The organism is Nonomuraea sp. NPDC003707 (genome assembly GCF_053587055.1).
On the sequence record NZ_JBSFNK010000013.1, the window covers coordinates 109,873 to 125,094 of the forward strand.

10 protein-coding genes are annotated in these 15,222 nt (G+C 70.6%); 4 read left to right on the forward strand and 6 right to left on the reverse strand.

The genetic code is table 11. The features are described 5' to 3' along the window. Nucleotides 1-19: 19 nt before the first annotated feature. The 4 genes from ACWDRB_RS31465 to ACWDRB_RS31480 all read right to left on the reverse strand — a co-directional run bounded on the left by ACWDRB_RS31465 (nt 20) and on the right by ACWDRB_RS31480 (nt 4,223). Nucleotides 20-1,093, reverse strand: a complete 1,074-nt coding sequence (locus ACWDRB_RS31465; protein WP_449899728.1) for a glycoside hydrolase family 43 protein — start codon at nt 1,091-1,093, stop codon at nt 20-22. A 321-nt stretch (nt 1,094-1,414) separates the two neighbouring features. Next, the gene (locus tag ACWDRB_RS31470) at nt 1,415-2,065 is read right to left on the reverse strand and encodes a response regulator (RefSeq protein WP_449899730.1); all 651 of its coding nucleotides are present in this window, start codon (nt 2,063-2,065) and stop codon (nt 1,415-1,417) included. After that, the gene (locus tag ACWDRB_RS31475; RefSeq protein WP_449899733.1) at nt 2,065-3,261 is read right to left on the reverse strand and encodes a sensor histidine kinase; all 1,197 of its coding nucleotides are present in this window, start codon (nt 3,259-3,261) and stop codon (nt 2,065-2,067) included. Before ACWDRB_RS31475 ends, ACWDRB_RS31470 begins: the two co-directional genes overlap by 1 nt. A gap of 98 nt (nt 3,262-3,359) precedes the next feature. Beyond that, nucleotides 3,360-4,223, reverse strand: coding sequence for a hypothetical protein (locus tag ACWDRB_RS31480; protein WP_449899735.1), 864 nt, complete (start codon nt 4,221-4,223; stop codon nt 3,360-3,362). Nucleotides 4,224-4,622: 399 nt separating this feature from the next. Here ACWDRB_RS31480 and ACWDRB_RS31485 point away from each other — a divergent pair, with 399 nt between their 5' ends. Next, complete coding sequence (locus tag ACWDRB_RS31485) at nt 4,623-4,949, forward strand: hypothetical protein (protein ID WP_350734145.1); 327 nt, start codon at nt 4,623-4,625, stop codon at nt 4,947-4,949. Nucleotides 4,950-5,651: 702 nt separating this feature from the next. Continuing rightward, on the forward strand, nt 5,652-9,140 hold the full coding sequence (locus ACWDRB_RS31490) for a WD40 repeat domain-containing serine/threonine protein kinase (RefSeq protein ID WP_449900079.1): 3,489 nt from the start codon (nt 5,652-5,654) through the stop codon (nt 9,138-9,140). 160 nt (nt 9,141-9,300) lie between these two features. Here the strand turns inward: ACWDRB_RS31490 and ACWDRB_RS31495 are convergent, their stop codons facing one another. Further along, nucleotides 9,301-12,852: an nSTAND1 domain-containing NTPase gene (locus ACWDRB_RS31495; protein WP_449899737.1), complete on the reverse strand. Its 3,552-nt coding sequence runs from the start codon at nt 12,850-12,852 to the stop codon at nt 9,301-9,303. A 510-nt stretch (nt 12,853-13,362) separates the two neighbouring features. Between ACWDRB_RS31495 and ACWDRB_RS31500 the strand changes: the two genes are divergently transcribed. Next, nucleotides 13,363-13,818: a peptidase inhibitor family I36 protein gene (locus ACWDRB_RS31500; RefSeq protein WP_449899739.1), complete on the forward strand. Its 456-nt coding sequence runs from the start codon at nt 13,363-13,365 to the stop codon at nt 13,816-13,818. A gap of 246 nt (nt 13,819-14,064) precedes the next feature. On the opposite strand, the gene ACWDRB_RS31505 is transcribed toward ACWDRB_RS31500, so the two are convergent. Then, nucleotides 14,065-14,829, reverse strand: a complete 765-nt coding sequence (locus ACWDRB_RS31505; RefSeq protein WP_449899742.1) for a DUF4328 domain-containing protein — start codon at nt 14,827-14,829, stop codon at nt 14,065-14,067. 100 nt (nt 14,830-14,929) lie between these two features. Here ACWDRB_RS31505 and ACWDRB_RS31510 point away from each other — a divergent pair, with 100 nt between their 5' ends. After that, nucleotides 14,930-15,202 carry a hypothetical protein gene (locus ACWDRB_RS31510; RefSeq protein WP_449899744.1) on the forward strand — a complete coding sequence of 91 codons (273 nt, stop codon included), beginning with the start codon at nt 14,930-14,932 and terminating at the stop codon, nt 15,200-15,202. Nucleotides 15,203-15,222 lie beyond the last annotated feature (20 nt).

A 15,222-nucleotide genomic window follows, 5' to 3' on the forward strand; every position in this document is an offset into this window, starting at 1 on the left:
ATCAGGCGTCGTACGTGCGTCACTCGAAGAACTTGAGGCTGTACCCGACGTTGGTGTTGGCGCCGGGCACGTTCGCCCGCCGGTAGGTGGTATTGCTCCACCACACGGCCGTGCCGGTGTACCAGTACCGGTTGGACCACGAGTACGGCGTGCCCTTGGCAACCGCGTGGTACATGGTCGGGAACCGGTTGCCGGACGGCGGGCTGGTGGCGATGTCCCCGCGCTCCAGCACGAACGTGTGGTGACCCGGGCCGTCCACGTGCAGCGTCGGGGTCCAGCCCGCCATCATGTACTCCGCGTACGAGCCGAACAGGCAACCGTTGCTCTTGTACCAGTCCCACACGTTCGTCGGGTCACCACCGGAGCGCAGCCGCAGATCGGCGAGGCAGTACTTGCTGCTCCAACTGCCGTTCGCCGAGTACACGATGTGCAACTGCCCGTTCGGGTCCAGGATCGGCTCGGGGCCCTCGTTGATGAACGGGTTGCCGACGACCCGCTCCCACGGCTCCCGCGGCTGGGAGATGATGTACCGGCCGCCGGTGGTCGTGGTCGGGCCGCTCATCCGGGCGAGGTAGAGGTTCTGTTCGACGTTGGTGTCGCCCGCCCAGCCGGACCACACGAACCAGCGCTGGCCGTTGAAGGTGAACGGCACGCCGTCGATGGCCCACTTGTCGCCGGGCAGGGCGACCTTCGTCGCGGCGGAATAACCGGAATCGGCGGTGGCGGAGCTGATGTGGTACATCCGGTGGGCGGCGCCGCGGCCCGCCGCGAAGTAGATGTGGTAGCGGCCGTCGTGGTGCACGATCTCGGGAGCCCACACCTCACCGAGGTTTCCGGTGTCCATCCACACCTGGCGCGGGGACGCGACGGCGATGCCCTCGAGAGTGGTCGCCGTCCGTACAGCGACGCCGCCGTTCACCGACTTGGCCGCGACGTAGAGATCGCCGACCTTGATGACGCTGGGGTCGGCGCCACCCAGCGTGGTGCGGCCGAGAGGCACGGGCTGATCGGCGGTGCCGGCGTTGGCGGGGATGCCGCCGACGGCGGTCAGGGCGAGGGCGATGACCACCAGTCGAAGAGCATGTCTTTTCATAGGGCTCTTTCTACCTGCGGGCCGGACAGAATTTAAAGTAAAGTTTATTAATAGATTAGCTGCTCATTCGAGCGGCTCGCCGGAACGGCGCGACGACAAGGCACGCACGGTGTCGGCGCCGGCTTCGGAGAACGGGTCTGTCCGGAAGTGCACCTGCCAGAAATTACCTCCATAGAGGTCACGCGGCATGTGAGTACTCGTGGAGGACTCCGCCGAGCCGGTCTCGTCGGCGTATGTCCTTGTCTCGATCGCTCATGGGCAGCAGTCGCAGCGCGGCGAAGGAGCCCGTCATCCCAGACGCACCGCCTGCCGAGGCGCCGGTCAGGGGGCGGCGGGCTTGACCAGGCCGCAGTCGTAGGACAGCACCACCGCCTGCGCGCGGCTGTTCAGGCCCAGCTTGCTCATCAGCCGGTTGAGATGGGTCTTGATGGTGCCCTCGCTCACCGACAGCCGGTCGGCGATCTCCTTGTTCGACAGCGCCTGCCCCACCAGGCACAGCACCTCCGTCTCGCGGGCGGTCAGGCCGTCGAGGGAGGGCGGGGGCGTGGGCGGGACGATGAACGCCTCGATCAGGCGCTTGGTGATGCCCGGCGCCAGCAGCACGTCACCCGTGGCGACGGCGCCGATGGCCGAGATGATGCGCTCGGGGGAGGTGTCCTTGAGCAGGAAGCCGCTGGCCCCCAGGCGTAAGGCGTTGTAGACGTACTCGTCCAGGTCGAAGGTGGTCAGGATGAGGACCTTGGGCGGGAGGCCGGCGGCGGAGGCCAGGATGCGCTCCATGGCGGTGATGCCGTCCAGTCGCGGCATGCTGATGTCCATGAGGATCACCTCGGGCCGGAGCTCGGCGGCCAGGCGCACGGCCTCCTCGCCGTCGACGGCCTCGCCCACCACCTCCAGCCCGGCGGCCCGCAGCAGCGCCGCCAGGCCGGCCCGGATGAGCACCTGATCGTCCACCACCAGGACCTTGGTCATCAGATCCGTTCGTCCTCTTCGGAGGGGGAGAGCGGGAAGGTCGCCAGAACCTCGTAGCCGCCCTGCGGGCGACCGCCTGCGATGATCGTTCCCTGGTAGAGCCTGACACGTTCGGTCATGCCGATCAACCCGTGCCCGCCACGGCCTGGTCCCGGGGCGGGGCCCGCGCCGTCGTCGGTGACGCGGAGGGTCAGCTTGTCGGGGGCGTAGGTCAGGTTGATGTCCGCCCGGCCGGCCCCGGCGTGTTTGAGCACGTTGGTCAGCGACTCCTGGACGATGCGGTAGGCGCACAGGTCGAGGCCCGGCGGTAGTGTCCTGGCCGGGCCCTCGACGGTCAACCGGACGTTCAGCCCGGCCGCGCGCATGCGTTCCACGAGGGTCTCCAGGTCGCTCAGGCGGGACATCGTGGAGTAGCGCCCTTCGTCCTGCTCGTGGGCCTCGACGCGCAGGATCGACAGCAGGCGCCGCATCTCGGTGAGCGCCTCGTGGCTGGTGTCGGCGATGACGCCCAGCGTGGCGTGCGCGGTGGCGGGGTCGGACAGCGCCACGTAACGGCCTAACCCGGACTGTACGGATATGACCGACATGTGGTGTGCGACGACGTCGTGCAGCTCCCGGGCGATGCGCACCCGCTCGCGGGTCACCGCCCGGCGGGCGGCCGCGTCCCGTTCCGCGGCCAACTGCTCGGCCAGCGCCACCAGTTGCTTGCCGCGCGCGCTCAGCAGGCGCACGATCGTCCCCGTGGTGAAGGCCCAGCCGCCCACGATGAGCGACTGGCCCAGCGCCGACCACAGCGCCACGCCGGGCTGGTTGACCGAGGCATGCGTCCACTCGGCCACCACCAGCACCGCCCCGCCCGCGCCGGCCTGCCAGGAACCGTGCGCCGCCACGGAGTACAGCGCCAGCAGCGGGCCGATGCTGTTGAGCCCCGGGTGGTGGCCCAGCAGGTGGTAGAGCAGCGCAGCCGACGTCGAGACGACCAGGACCGTGAACGGCGCCCGCCTGCGCAGCGCGAGGGGCGCGTTCACCAGCGCGGTCAGCGCCAGCGACCGCGCATCGGCCGGGCGCCCCTTGCCCAGCTCCAGCACCTCCCACAACGAGGTGCCGACGCCCAGCGCGACCGCCAGGGCGACGTCGAGCAACCGCGGGTCCAGAGCGGAAAGCCGACGGGCGGACGACGCGAGCCTGCCGGACAAACCCTCACCCCCGCACCCGCGTCATGGTCCGCCTCCAGGAAGGGAACGGCGCTTCTACGATGCCCGGCCGCGGCGGCCGCCGCAACAGACGCGTGCCGTCACGGGCAAGCGCAGGCAGCGACCGCCGCGAGGGCAGGTGGGGAACGCCCGGCGTCCTGCCCGGCCTCGCCGTACTGCGCCGCGGCCGCCGGCGACGTCGGGACCACGTAGATCCGGGTCCGGTTGTCGGCGTTGCGGAACGGGAACGCCCAGTCGGGGCCGTTGACGCTGGGGAAGGCGAACGCGGTGGGATCGGTCGCGCACATGCCGGGGTCGAACGTCTTGCGTTCCCAGCCACGCCACGTGCCGGAGCCCTGCGTGGTCTCGCCGGTGCTGTAGACGGCCCCGTCCGTGCCGGGAGGGTGAAGATCTCGGTCTTGCCGGTCGTCGGGCTGAGGAGGGCGACCGGCGACGGTGAAGCCCGGCGCCTGCTCCCAGGCGTTGTCCTGCCGATTGGTGAGCACCGTTCCGCCGGTCCCGCGGACGAACACCCTGATCCCGCCGCTGACCGTGGTCACCGTCGGGGTGGCGCTCCCGAGCCCGGCCACGCCGAGGCTGATCCACGAGGTGTACGGCCCGCTCGCCGCGGTCTGCGGCAGCACCCACGGCTCGCCACCGGCGTCCACGGCGAAGGCCACCGGGCGGCCGTCCTCCAGCCGGCCGATCACCGGGTGCGAGGCCATCGGGAGGTCTCCGGGCAGCCATGCCGCCCAGGCGGGTGTGTCCTTGGTGGCCTGCGTGGCGGTCCAGACCGGTTGGTCGTTGTCGAGCGCTCCGCTGAAGGAGGAGGCGGCGGCGGTGAACCTGCCGGGGAAGCGGGCGGCGTATCCGATGGCTCCGCCGCCGCCCATGCACGGCGACTCGAAGCCGTATCGGAGCGATGTCAGGTCCGTGTAGGGTCGTGCGGCCACGATTCTCGGCATGGACAAAGCAATGCAGCCCCGGCCGACGCCCGAAGCGCCCAGCCGAAAGGCTTCGTCGCGAAGCTCCCCGCCGACCGTCGCTCCGTCCCGTTCTCCATCGCACTGCACCTGGTGCTCGGCGCGGTCATCGTCGCCGTGTACGCGTTCATCGCCGCCCCCTGGTCCGGGCGATCGACTTCCCGAGCTTCCTGGCCTGGGCCATCGCCCTCGCGGTTGTGCTCTTCCCGCTCCAGTTGTTCCTGCTGTGGCTGGGCAAGAAGCAGACCGGCCGCTCACGCTGGGTCATATGCGGGTCCCGTTCCGGGGTCCGGAGGGGCCTGAACGAATCCTCAACATGGACTCAACACGGCCGCACCTACCTTCCTCTCATCAGCTACAACACTCGAGAGGAAGACGACGATGAGCATCAAGCTTCGTAAGTCGCTCACCGCCCTGGCCATCGGTGGCGCGGCCTCCATCGCCATGCTGACGGCCGCCCCGACCGGCGCCGTCGCCGACACCGCCAAGGCGCAGGGCAACACCCCCGCCTGCGTCGCCATCTGGCAGAAGAGCGGCTGGGTCAACAAGACCGGCTACGCCCGCAACGACTGCGGCGTCCGGATGCGTTACCGCATCGACTGGTCGTACGGGGCCGACGGCCGCTGCTTCACCGTCGACCCCGGCCAGACCATCTCCAGCACCGTGCCCAAGGCGCCGCGCAGGTTCAACGGCGCCAGCTACTGCTAGCCGTTGCGGCGGTACTGACCGCCCGCCTCGAAAGCGAGCGCGATCGGGCCGCCAGGGTGTCATGCCGATGTGTGCTTGATCGCTGTGATGCGGAACGGGATCCGGCGGCAGCGGGTTCGCGTACGCGCGATGCATCTGTCCGCGGACGCCTCGAGGAAATCGCGGAGCGCTGCCTGACAGGCGGCGGCCGGGACCGGCCGGAGAGCCGCACGCCCAGGCCGGCCGATCCGCCAGGCAGCGCCCCGCGCCCGCGAGCCGAGCCCGTTCAACCCACGCGACAGCCGGAGATCCACCCGGCTCCGCCGCAAGTGATCATCCTGTTTCGCGGTCGGATGTGTGGAACCCGCGCGGCGCTGCCCGTCCGGCGGCGCCGTCGCACGGGGCGGATGACCGCGTCCATGACCGCACGCGAGAACACGATCGCGAGCGAGAAGCCAGGATCAGAGAGCTCAACGACCGGGTCGACCGGCCGCAAACGATCATGACGAAGTCGAAGAGCAAGGCAGGCGGTAAGTGCTTCAAAAGGCCCTCCGTTCGGGGGTCGTGCGGCCAGCCCCAAAGGAGGAGTGTCGCCCCCGGTCACCGGCTCGCGCCGAACTTCCCGGCCGGATGACCGCGACGATGCCTATCGTGCGGCTCGCCGTGGCTTCGGGAGCTCCAGGCCGGTCCGGGAGACTCCGATCGAGCAGAATGGCGGACTTGATGGTTCCTCTCACTTCTTCCGACCCGCACCGCCTGGGACGGTACTGGCTGGTCGGCCGTCTCGGCGCGGGCGGCCAGGGCGTCGTCTACGAGGCGTACGGCGAGCGGGGCGAGCGGGTCGCGATCAAGGTGCCCAGGTCCGAGGGCGCGCAGGCGCGGGCCAGGCTGGCCAAGGAGGCGTCGGCGGCCCAGCGGGTGGCCTCGTTCTGCACTGCCAAGGTGATCGAGGCGCAGGTCGAGGTGGCTCCGCTGTACATCGTCAGCGAGTACGTCGCCGGCCTCAGCCTGCGGCAGGTCGTGGCCGAGTCGGGCCCCTACGAGGGCGACCGGCTGCGCCGCCTGGCCGTCGGCGTGGCGACCGCGCTGACCGCCATCCACCAGGCCGGCATCGTTCACCGCGACCTCAAGCCGGACAACATCATCCTCGGCCCCGACGGCCCTCGGCTGATCGACTTCGGTGTCGCCAGGGAGGTCGGGCCCACCACGAGCGGTCCGGTCATGGGCACGCCGAACTACATGTCGCCGGAGGTGTTCGACGGGCGCGCCGTGACCGAGGCGGCCGATCTGTGGGCGTGGGGCCTGGTCGTGTTGTTCGCGGCCCGGGGGGCTGAGGCGATCGAGCCCGGCGACCCGATGGCGGTCATCGGGCGGTTGCTCGACTTCACGCCGGACGTGGCCGGGCTGCCCGAACCGCTCGGCTCCCTCGTGGCGGCCGCGCTGTCCAGGAACGCCGCCGACCGGCCGGCCGCCAAGCAGGTGCTGCTGCGCCTGCTCGACGACACCGTCGCGGCCGGCGCCGCTGAGGAGGACCCGCTGGCGCGCGGTGGCACGCTGGCGGGCACGCTGAAGGGCCGGGCGGAGCCGGATCTGGGCGCGATCGCCGAGGAGCTCTACGCCGAGCTCACCGAGACCGAGCGGGCGAGCGTGCCCGAGGTCTTCCTGCGGATGATCGACGGCGACGCGCTCCGGCCGGTCGGCCGGGACGAGCTGCCTGAGACGGCGGCCGTCGACGCGCTGCTCGACGTGTTCGCCGCCGCGGGCATCGTCACGCGGGCCGGGACGGCGTACGCGCTGGCCATGCCGGGCCTGCTGCGCGCCTGGCCCCGGCTGGGCGAGTGGGTGGCGGGCAACAGCGCCGGGCTGCCCGTGCACCGCAGGCTCGCCGCAGCAGCCGCCGAGTGGGACGGCCACGGTCGCAAACCCGCTGACCTGCTGCAGGGCACCCACCTGGACCGGACCTTGCAGTGGGCGGCCACCGAGCGCAAGGACCTCACGCTCACCCGCCGCGAACGCGACTTCCTTGACGCGGCCGCCAGGCAGTCCCGCCGGCGCTCCAGGACGCGCAACCTGATCGCGGCGGTCCTGGCGGTCCTGCTGGTCGCCGCGCTCGGCGGGCTCGGCGCCGCCGAGTACCTGCGCAGGCAGTCCGACCGGCAGCGCGACGAGGCCCTGGCCAAGGAGCTGGCCCTGCGCGCCGACGGCCTGCGGGAGCAGGAACCGCGGCTGGCCCGGCTGCTGTCCGTGGCCGCCTGGCGGCTCGCGCCCGCGCTGACGGAGACGCGCGGCGCGCTGTACGAGTCGGCCTCCCGGCACACGAGCGACGTCTTCGTCGCCCCGGGCGTCAGCGCCCAGACCACGCAGGCGCTCAGCCCGGACGGCCGGATGCTGGCCTCCGCCGACGGCGGCACGGTCCGGATCTGGGACGTCACGAGCGGGCGGCGGCTGCACGAGTTCTCCGGCCTGCCCCAGTCCCCGAACGCGCTCGCTGTGAGCCCTGGCGCCCGCAGCCTGGCCGTCCTGGACGACCAGGGGGTGCAACTCTGGGACTCCGCCACGGGCCGGCCGCTCGAGGACCGGTTCGGCGCCGAGGCGGGCAACGCGGGCACGTCCGGGAAGCTGGAATTCGACCGTACCGGCCGGCTGCTGTCCGTCCCGCACGGGGACGACGGCGAGCGATGGTGGGACGTCGCCGGGCACAAGTGGCTCACCTCGCCGCGCGGCGCCGTGCTGAACGGCGTCGGCGCGGACGGCCGCTACGGCTTCGTGGCCCGCGGCCGGGACGCGGCCGAGGTGTGGGACCTGCGCCGGAGCCGCCTGCTGCAGGTCGACAGGCCGCCCGCCTCCGGCACCGTGTCCGAGGTCAAGTTCACCGGTGACGGCAGCGGGCTGGCGCTCGTCCAGGACGTGCCCGGCCGCGACCAGCCCATGGTTCACGTGTACGACCTGACCTCCGGCACGACCAAATTCGCCGAGGACGGCAAGGCCGGGCAGGAGGTCGACTCCGTCTTCGGCGACGAATTCGTCGCCCAGTGGGACGCCCAGGACAACGAGCTCGTGCTGACGCGCTGGAGCGACTGGTCGACCGTGCTGAAGCTGCCGCTGCCCGGATCCATGCAGGTTCGGTTCGACCTCGCCGCGAAAGCCGTGCGCGGGCTGGACAGCGAAGGGACCGTCTTCACGATCGACGTGTCCATGCTGTTCGACCCGTCGCTTGGCGCCGAGGCGGACGACCTGCAGCCGTCGCCGGACGGCCGCGTCGTGGCGGCCAAACGGGACTACGACCTGACCCTCCTGGACGCGGCGTCCGGCCGCCGCCTGGCGGGCCCGATCACCTGGAAGGGCTGGGGCGAGGCCATGGCGTTCACCTCCGACGGCAGGCGGCTGGCCTACGGGGACGGCGCGCGCGTCCGTGTGCTCGACGTCGCCACCGGGCGGACGGTCGACGACTTCGCGGCCGTCACCAAGGGGACGGAGCAGATCAGCGAGCTCGCCTTCACCCGCGACGGCCGCACGCTGGCCTTCCTGGCCAAGTCCTCCGGCGGCGATGAGTGGCTGGAGGTGCGCGACCTCGCGCGCCGGGTGTCCACCTCCACCGGGCAGACCGGCTTCCCGCCGATGAGCGCCGGCGCGGACGGCTGGCTGCTCGTCGCGGGCAACGGGCCGCTCCTGTACGACACGGTGAACAAGGCCACCCTGCCCACCGCGAAGGATGCCCAGCGGCTCGGCCTCGCCGCCGCCTTCAGCCCCGACGGCAGCCAGGTGGTCTTCGCCGGGTTCAACCGGCTCACCCTGTGGGACCGCGACCTCAAGACCCGCCTCGCCGTCTTCCCGGCCGCACTGGACGGGGCCGGGGCCGGGGCCGTGCCGGTCGCGGCGGTCGCCTGGTCGCCGGACGCGCGCACGATCGCCGTGTACGAGGACGGCCCCCGGATCCGGCTGTGGGACGTGGCCGGCAAGCGGGAGCTGGGCGTCGTGTTCGACGGCCTGACGGAGTCGGTCGGCAACAATTCCTGGCTGGGTTTCTCCCCGGACGGCACGAAGATCTACAGCCTGACGTCCGAGGGCACGCTGCGCACCCACGAGCTCGACGAGCGGCGGCTGGTCACGCAGGTGTGCGCCCGCGCCGGCCGCGCGCTGTCGGCCGAGGAGTGGCGGACCTACCTGGCGGGCATCGAGCCCTTCACGGTGTGCCCCGCCACCCAGCCCTGAGCCCGCTGTCAATGTCCGACCGCGCCCTGCACAGCATGGACCGCCACCTCGCCCGCGCCTGTCAGGCGGCGCGGGTATGGGGGTGGCCGGACGAGAGGCGGAAAATTCAACGGGAAGGGGCCTGACCTGAACGGATGGAGCGTGGTCGGCGGTCCGGGGGTCATTCCCCGGCGAGTCGCCGATCGACGCGGGTGAGCAGATCATCGATCGGTTCGCAGGCGGTGCAGCGCCACAAGCGCACGGTGCCGTCCCCGTGGGCGGTGGCCAGCAGCGGTCCCGGTCCCTCAGGGGAGAACTCGACGCTTTCAACGGTGGCGGCGAACCCGTCCACCGTCATGGGAGGGGCGGCCACGTCGGTGCGCCAGATGCGGGCCGTCCCGTCGTGTCCGGTTCCCGCCACCCATCGCCCGTCGGGGCTGAAGGCGACGGACCACACCATGTTCTGGTGGCCGCGTAACACCAGAGGCTCGCCTCGGCCGGATACGGGCCAGATCCGCACGGTGCCGTCGGTGCCCGCACTGGCCAGGAGCCGCCCATCCGGACTGAACGCGACAGCCCACACGAGACCTCGATGGCCGCGCAGGATCAGCGGGGGCAGGTCGCGGTGCGGGTCCCAGATCCGTACGGTGCCGTCCCGCCCGCCGGTCGCCAGCCGGCGCCCGTCCGGGCTGACGGTGACATCGCGGATCTGCTCGGCGTCCGCCTGCCGGACCAGAGTCTCCGCTGCGCCGGTGAGATCCCACACACGTAGCGTGCCGTCACGGCCGGCGCTGGCCAGCCACCGCCCGTCCGGGCTGAACTCGGCGCTCCACACCACACGCTCGTGGCCACGCAGCACCACCGGCTTCGTCTCGCCGCCCGTGTCGGCGACCCGTATCGTGCCATCGGTGGCGGCGCTGGCCAGGCGCCTCCCGTCGCGGCTCACGCCCAGGCCCACCACCTCGCCGTCGTGTCGGTCCAGCACGCGATTGGTGCCGGCAGACCAGTCCCAGCTCCGGACGGCGCCGTCCACACCTCCGCTGAACACCCGCCGGCCGCTCGAATCGAAGGCCGCCGTCCACACCTCCTTCTCATGGCCGCGCAGCACCGAAACGAGCCCCATGCCTGCCGGATCCCAGACGCGTACGGTCCCGTCGTCGCCCGCGGACACCAGCCTGGTCCCGTCAGCGCTGAACGCCGCGCCCCAAACGACCCGCTCGTGACCACGCAGCACGAGCGGACCCCCGGTTCCTCCCGGGGACCAGATGCGGATCGTGGAGTCGTCACTCGTGGTGGCCAGCCGGTGCCCGTCACGACTGAAGGCCAGCCCCTCCACCGCGCCTTCGTGTCCGTACAGCACGACGGGCGGCGTGTTCCCGCCTGTTCGCCACACGCGCGCCGTGCCGTCGACGCTCACGCTGGCGAGCAGGCCCCCGTCCGGGCTGAACGCCACGTTCTTGATCGCCCCGGTGTGTCCGCGCAGTACTCGTGGCTTGCCGCGTCCCTTCAGATCCCACAGGCGTACGGTGGCGTCGTGGCCGGCGCCGGCCAGCAGGCGTCCGTCGGGGCTGAACGCCACTGCCACGCTCACCCCCTTGTCCCCACGCAGAATCCTCGGGGCGCCGGCGCCCTTCAGGTTCCAGACACGGACCGTGCCGTCATTTCCGGCGCTGGCCAGCAGCCGTCCGTCAGGACTGAACGCCACGTTCCACACCGGGCCCTCATGTCCGGAAAGCACGACGGCTTCCGCGCCACCGGACAGGTCCCACACGCGAATCGACTCGTCGGTTCCCGGTACTGCCAGAAACCGCCCGTCCGGGCTGAACTTCGGGCTCAACGCCTCTCCACGATGCCCGCGCAGCACGACGGGCGGCCCAGCCGACAGGCTGCCCGAGAGCCACGGCCACACACGCACCAGGCCGTCGGCCGAACTGGCGGCCAGGCGAGTGCCATCCGGGCTCAACGCCACTCCCATTGCCCGTCCCAGCCCAGGGACCGTCGCCAGGAGGTGATCTTCGACGATGCCCTGCCGCAGGACCGACTCGGCTTCGACCGTCGGCCACAGCCCGTACGCCCGTCGCGCGAGCCCCAGCCCGCGCCTGGGGTTCAGCGCCAGCTCGGCGCGCGCCTCGGCGGCGAGCTGTCGAGAGAGCGCCACATCTCGCTGTTCGCGAGCCTGGCCGGCTTGGAACACGGCGAAACCCGCCAGCAGGCTGATCACAACGGTGGCCGAGACGAGCACGGCCACTGCCAGGCGAACGCGCCGGCGTCGGCCGGCGGACACGGCCGCCTCACGGCGATTGCCGGATTCGAGAAAGGCACGTTCGAGGTCATTGAGCGCTTCGAGGGGGTGGTCACGCCACCTCGACAGACGCGTCCCGAGATAGAGGAACGCCTGGTCCCGGCCGTGCTGCTCCCATTCGGCGGCGGCCTCGGTCAGCCGCCGGTGGGCATGCAGCCGTTCGCGATCCTCCTCCAACCAGGTGCGTAATCGGGGCCAGCTCCTGATCAACGCCTCATGGGCGATGGTCACGGTGTTCTCCTCGGCCACGACCAGCCGGGCGGCGATCAACCTGTCCAGCACCTTGGCGGTGAGCCGCCCCTGCTGACTCGCCTCCAGCTCGTCGCGGGACGCTCGCCTCCGGGTGTCCTCGATCCCGTCTCCGGGCATGGTCAACCGCAGGAACACGTCCTTGGCCACGTCCTGTTCAGCGGGCTCGAGCTCGCCGTGGACGCGCTCGGCGGTCTGCGAGATCGCGGCACGGAGGCCGCCCGTCGCCCGGAACGCGGCCACCGTGAGCGACGTGCCCGTACGGCGGCGCCAGGTCTCCAGGAGGGCGTGCGAGACCAGCGACAGCGCACCCACCTGTCCGCGCCCCTCGTCGACGACCAGTTCCACCAACTCCGGGTCGACCTTCGCGCCCACGTACCGGGCAGGGCCGGTGACGACGGCACGCAGATCGTCCTCCTCCATCGGCCCGATCAGCACCTGGTTGTCCTGCAACGCGGACACGAGCGCCGGATATTGGGCGCAATGCCCGTAGAAGTCGGCACGCATGCCCAGGACGACATGCACCCGCGGTTCACGCGCGGCAGCCAAGAGCGCGGCGACGAAGCCGGCGCGCTCGCGCTCGTCGTGGCAGAGGGTGAACGCCTCCTCGAACTGGTCGACGATGATCGTCAAGCGGCGTCCGTCCGCTTCGCCGATCAGCATTTGGGCGCACTGCGTGCGGATGGCCTCGGCCGAGGCGTCGAGCGCCGCATGCACCGGGCCTGCCGCGAGGCCCTGCGCGTTCGCCAGGCGAATGGACAGATGCCGGAGTGGCTGCTCGCCGGGGGTCAGCAGAACGACCAGGCATTCGCCGCCGTTCCCCGCTGCTCCGGCTCTCGTGAGAGCCGGCAACAGGCCCGCCTGCAGCACCGACGATTTCCCGGCTCCCGAGGGGCCGAACAACGCGAGGAAAGAAGAGCCGGCCAGTCGTTCGTGCAGTTGTCGTACCAGCCGTTCGCGTCCGAAGAACAGCGGCGCGTCCTCGGGCCCGAACGACGCCAACCCCAGATAAGGGGCCGCGCTTTCTTCGGCGGCGGCATCGGCCGGAGCGAGCGCGCGTATCAGGGCATGCCATCGAGTTTCCCACTCGTCGCGATCGCCGTCGCACGACTCAACGTACGCGAGCGTGACCGCGAGACTCGGGACGACCACGCCACCGGCCGCCTCGGAAAGGGCCGTCACCGAGAAATGCGCACGCCTGGAAAGCTGCCGATAACTGGGTGTTCCTGCTCTCGCCCGGAGCTGCCTGAGCTCGTACGCGAATCGGTGGAGCGGGTCATTCTCCGGATCCAGCACACGTTCAGGACGTCCCAACGCCTCACCCTCGGTGACAGTAAAGATCTGTGTCATCACAAATCGCAGTCAGGAATCGCGTACCGCGGGACAAGTCTAACTCCGGTACACAGGCGCGTCCTCCTGACGATCCATCGCCCGCCCCGCCGGGGCCTGCGGCGAGGCGAACCAGGAGAACCACGGAGCTCTGGACAACGCCTCAGAATCAGATCCGGCCGCAGGTCACAGGCCTCGGCGGGGCTGCGCTTTGGTTATCCAGTCGCCGCGCCCTCGCTGGACAACCCACGGGTCACCTACAACTGAGTGAGATCGCGGGGAATGGCGACGAGCACAACCCGTGAATCGCCGGAAACACGCATTCGGAAATCGCAGGTAATGCCAGTCGAAGTGAGGAGAAAAATGCGAAGGACCCTGATCACGTTCGCCGCGGTAATCTTCGCGGTGTTCGGCCTGGCGGCCCCCTCGTCCGCCACAACCCCGGCCGACGAGAAACCGGTCGTCCTCGTCAACGAGAAGGGGGAGAGCGTCCTCAGCGTCCCGGTTCGCGCCAGTGAGGTCGGCATCCTGGCCTTCAGCGACTGCCCGAGCAGCTACAGCTGCTACTGGACGGGGACCGGTGGCAGCGGTAGCAGGTGGGACGCGCCCTCCTGCTCGGCCGGTGGCTACTGGCAGCTCGAAGGAACGTCGTTCAACAACAACATCGAGTCGGTACGGAACAGAGGAGGAGGGACGGTTCACCTGTACGACGACAACAGAGGCACGGTCTACCTGACCTCCATCGTCAACAACGGAGCCGGTGTGACGCTGGCGACCAACATCCGCAACCGGACCACCACCATCCGGATCGACTGCTGACCACCATGCCGTCGCCGAGACACTGATCACGTCGCTTTTCAACTCGGAAGTCCGTCCTGGGGAAGCCACTTCCGACCCGAAAGTCCCGCACGCGTCCCGTGCGGGACTTTCGGCCGCTCGCAGGCCTCGTCGGTGGCGCTCGAACTCTCGCGGGCGCCGGCTCCGCGGTCGGCCTCATCGGCGCGGCCGATGAAGACCGCCACGGTGGTCGCCTCGTCACCCGGTTGGCGCCCGGCGGAGCAACCGTCAGTGCCCCGGGTAGCCGCCGGGAGCCATGCCGCCGAGAGGCATGCCTTCGGAGGGCATGCCGGCGGCGGCTGAGCGGTGCTCCTCCTGGGCCTCGGTGATCTTGCGGATGACACCGATCGCCAGCACGGCCGCGATGAGCATCAGCGCGATACCCACCACGTCGAACCGCGCGGCGGCGGCCAGCGGCTCCAGTTCGTCGGCCTTGAACAGCAGGCGGCCGGCCACGTTGGCCACCCAGGTGCCGATCAGCCAGGCCGCCCACCAGGCGTTGAACAGCCCCCGAGGAGGCGAGGGAACGCGGGCGGAGGCAGACCAGATGTCGTCCACGATCTGCTTCGGGAACCAGAAGTTGACGATGGGCACCATCCAGCCGAAGATCAGCCACGGTTGGCCGCGCCGGTGGCCGCCGGGTGAGAGGATTTCGGCGTTCGCCCGGACCCTGAACAACCAGACCAGGAACGCCACGATGGCCACGACGTAGACGATCGTCTCCAGGATGCCGGACAGGCCGTATATGAGATCGCCTGTGTCGATCTCCGCCTCGGGCACGGAGTCGACGTCGGCGATCATACGGTCCACAAGCGAGGCGTACCAGAGATCGATCACGGCCGCGACCATCCCGATGAGCGAGTCGCACACCAAGGCCACCATGGCGAAGATGGCGACGCCGCGGACCGGGCGTAAGGGCATCTGCGGTGGCGGGTAGCCAGGGTAGGAGGGGGGTGGCGGATACATGGCGCGGCCCTTTCTGAATCGGGGCATACCAGTATGTCGGGTAAGCAACCAGGAAAGGATCATTGGGTCCGGCCCGCCATCCGCTTGTGATGAAGTCGGGATTGTGCGCTGTCGGTGATGGTCTTCGGTGCGCGCGATCCTGGTATGGCGGGAACACGGCGAGCAGCGACTGTCGCCGATGAAGGCCCCGGCCGAGGTGTCGGAGCTGTGCTCGGCCGGCCAGTTGGCCGCCCTGCGCGCTTGGGCCGAACAGCTGACTGGTCAAGCCTGCGCCGATGCGCTGGCGCTCATGGCTCTGACCTGCGGGGTGAGTCCTGGCGAGCTGGCCGCTGCACGCGGCGGCCACCTGCGCCGTGGTGTGGTGCCGCGGCCCTGTCCTTGCAGATCGCCACCCGCCTGACCGACACCCGGGAGGTTACG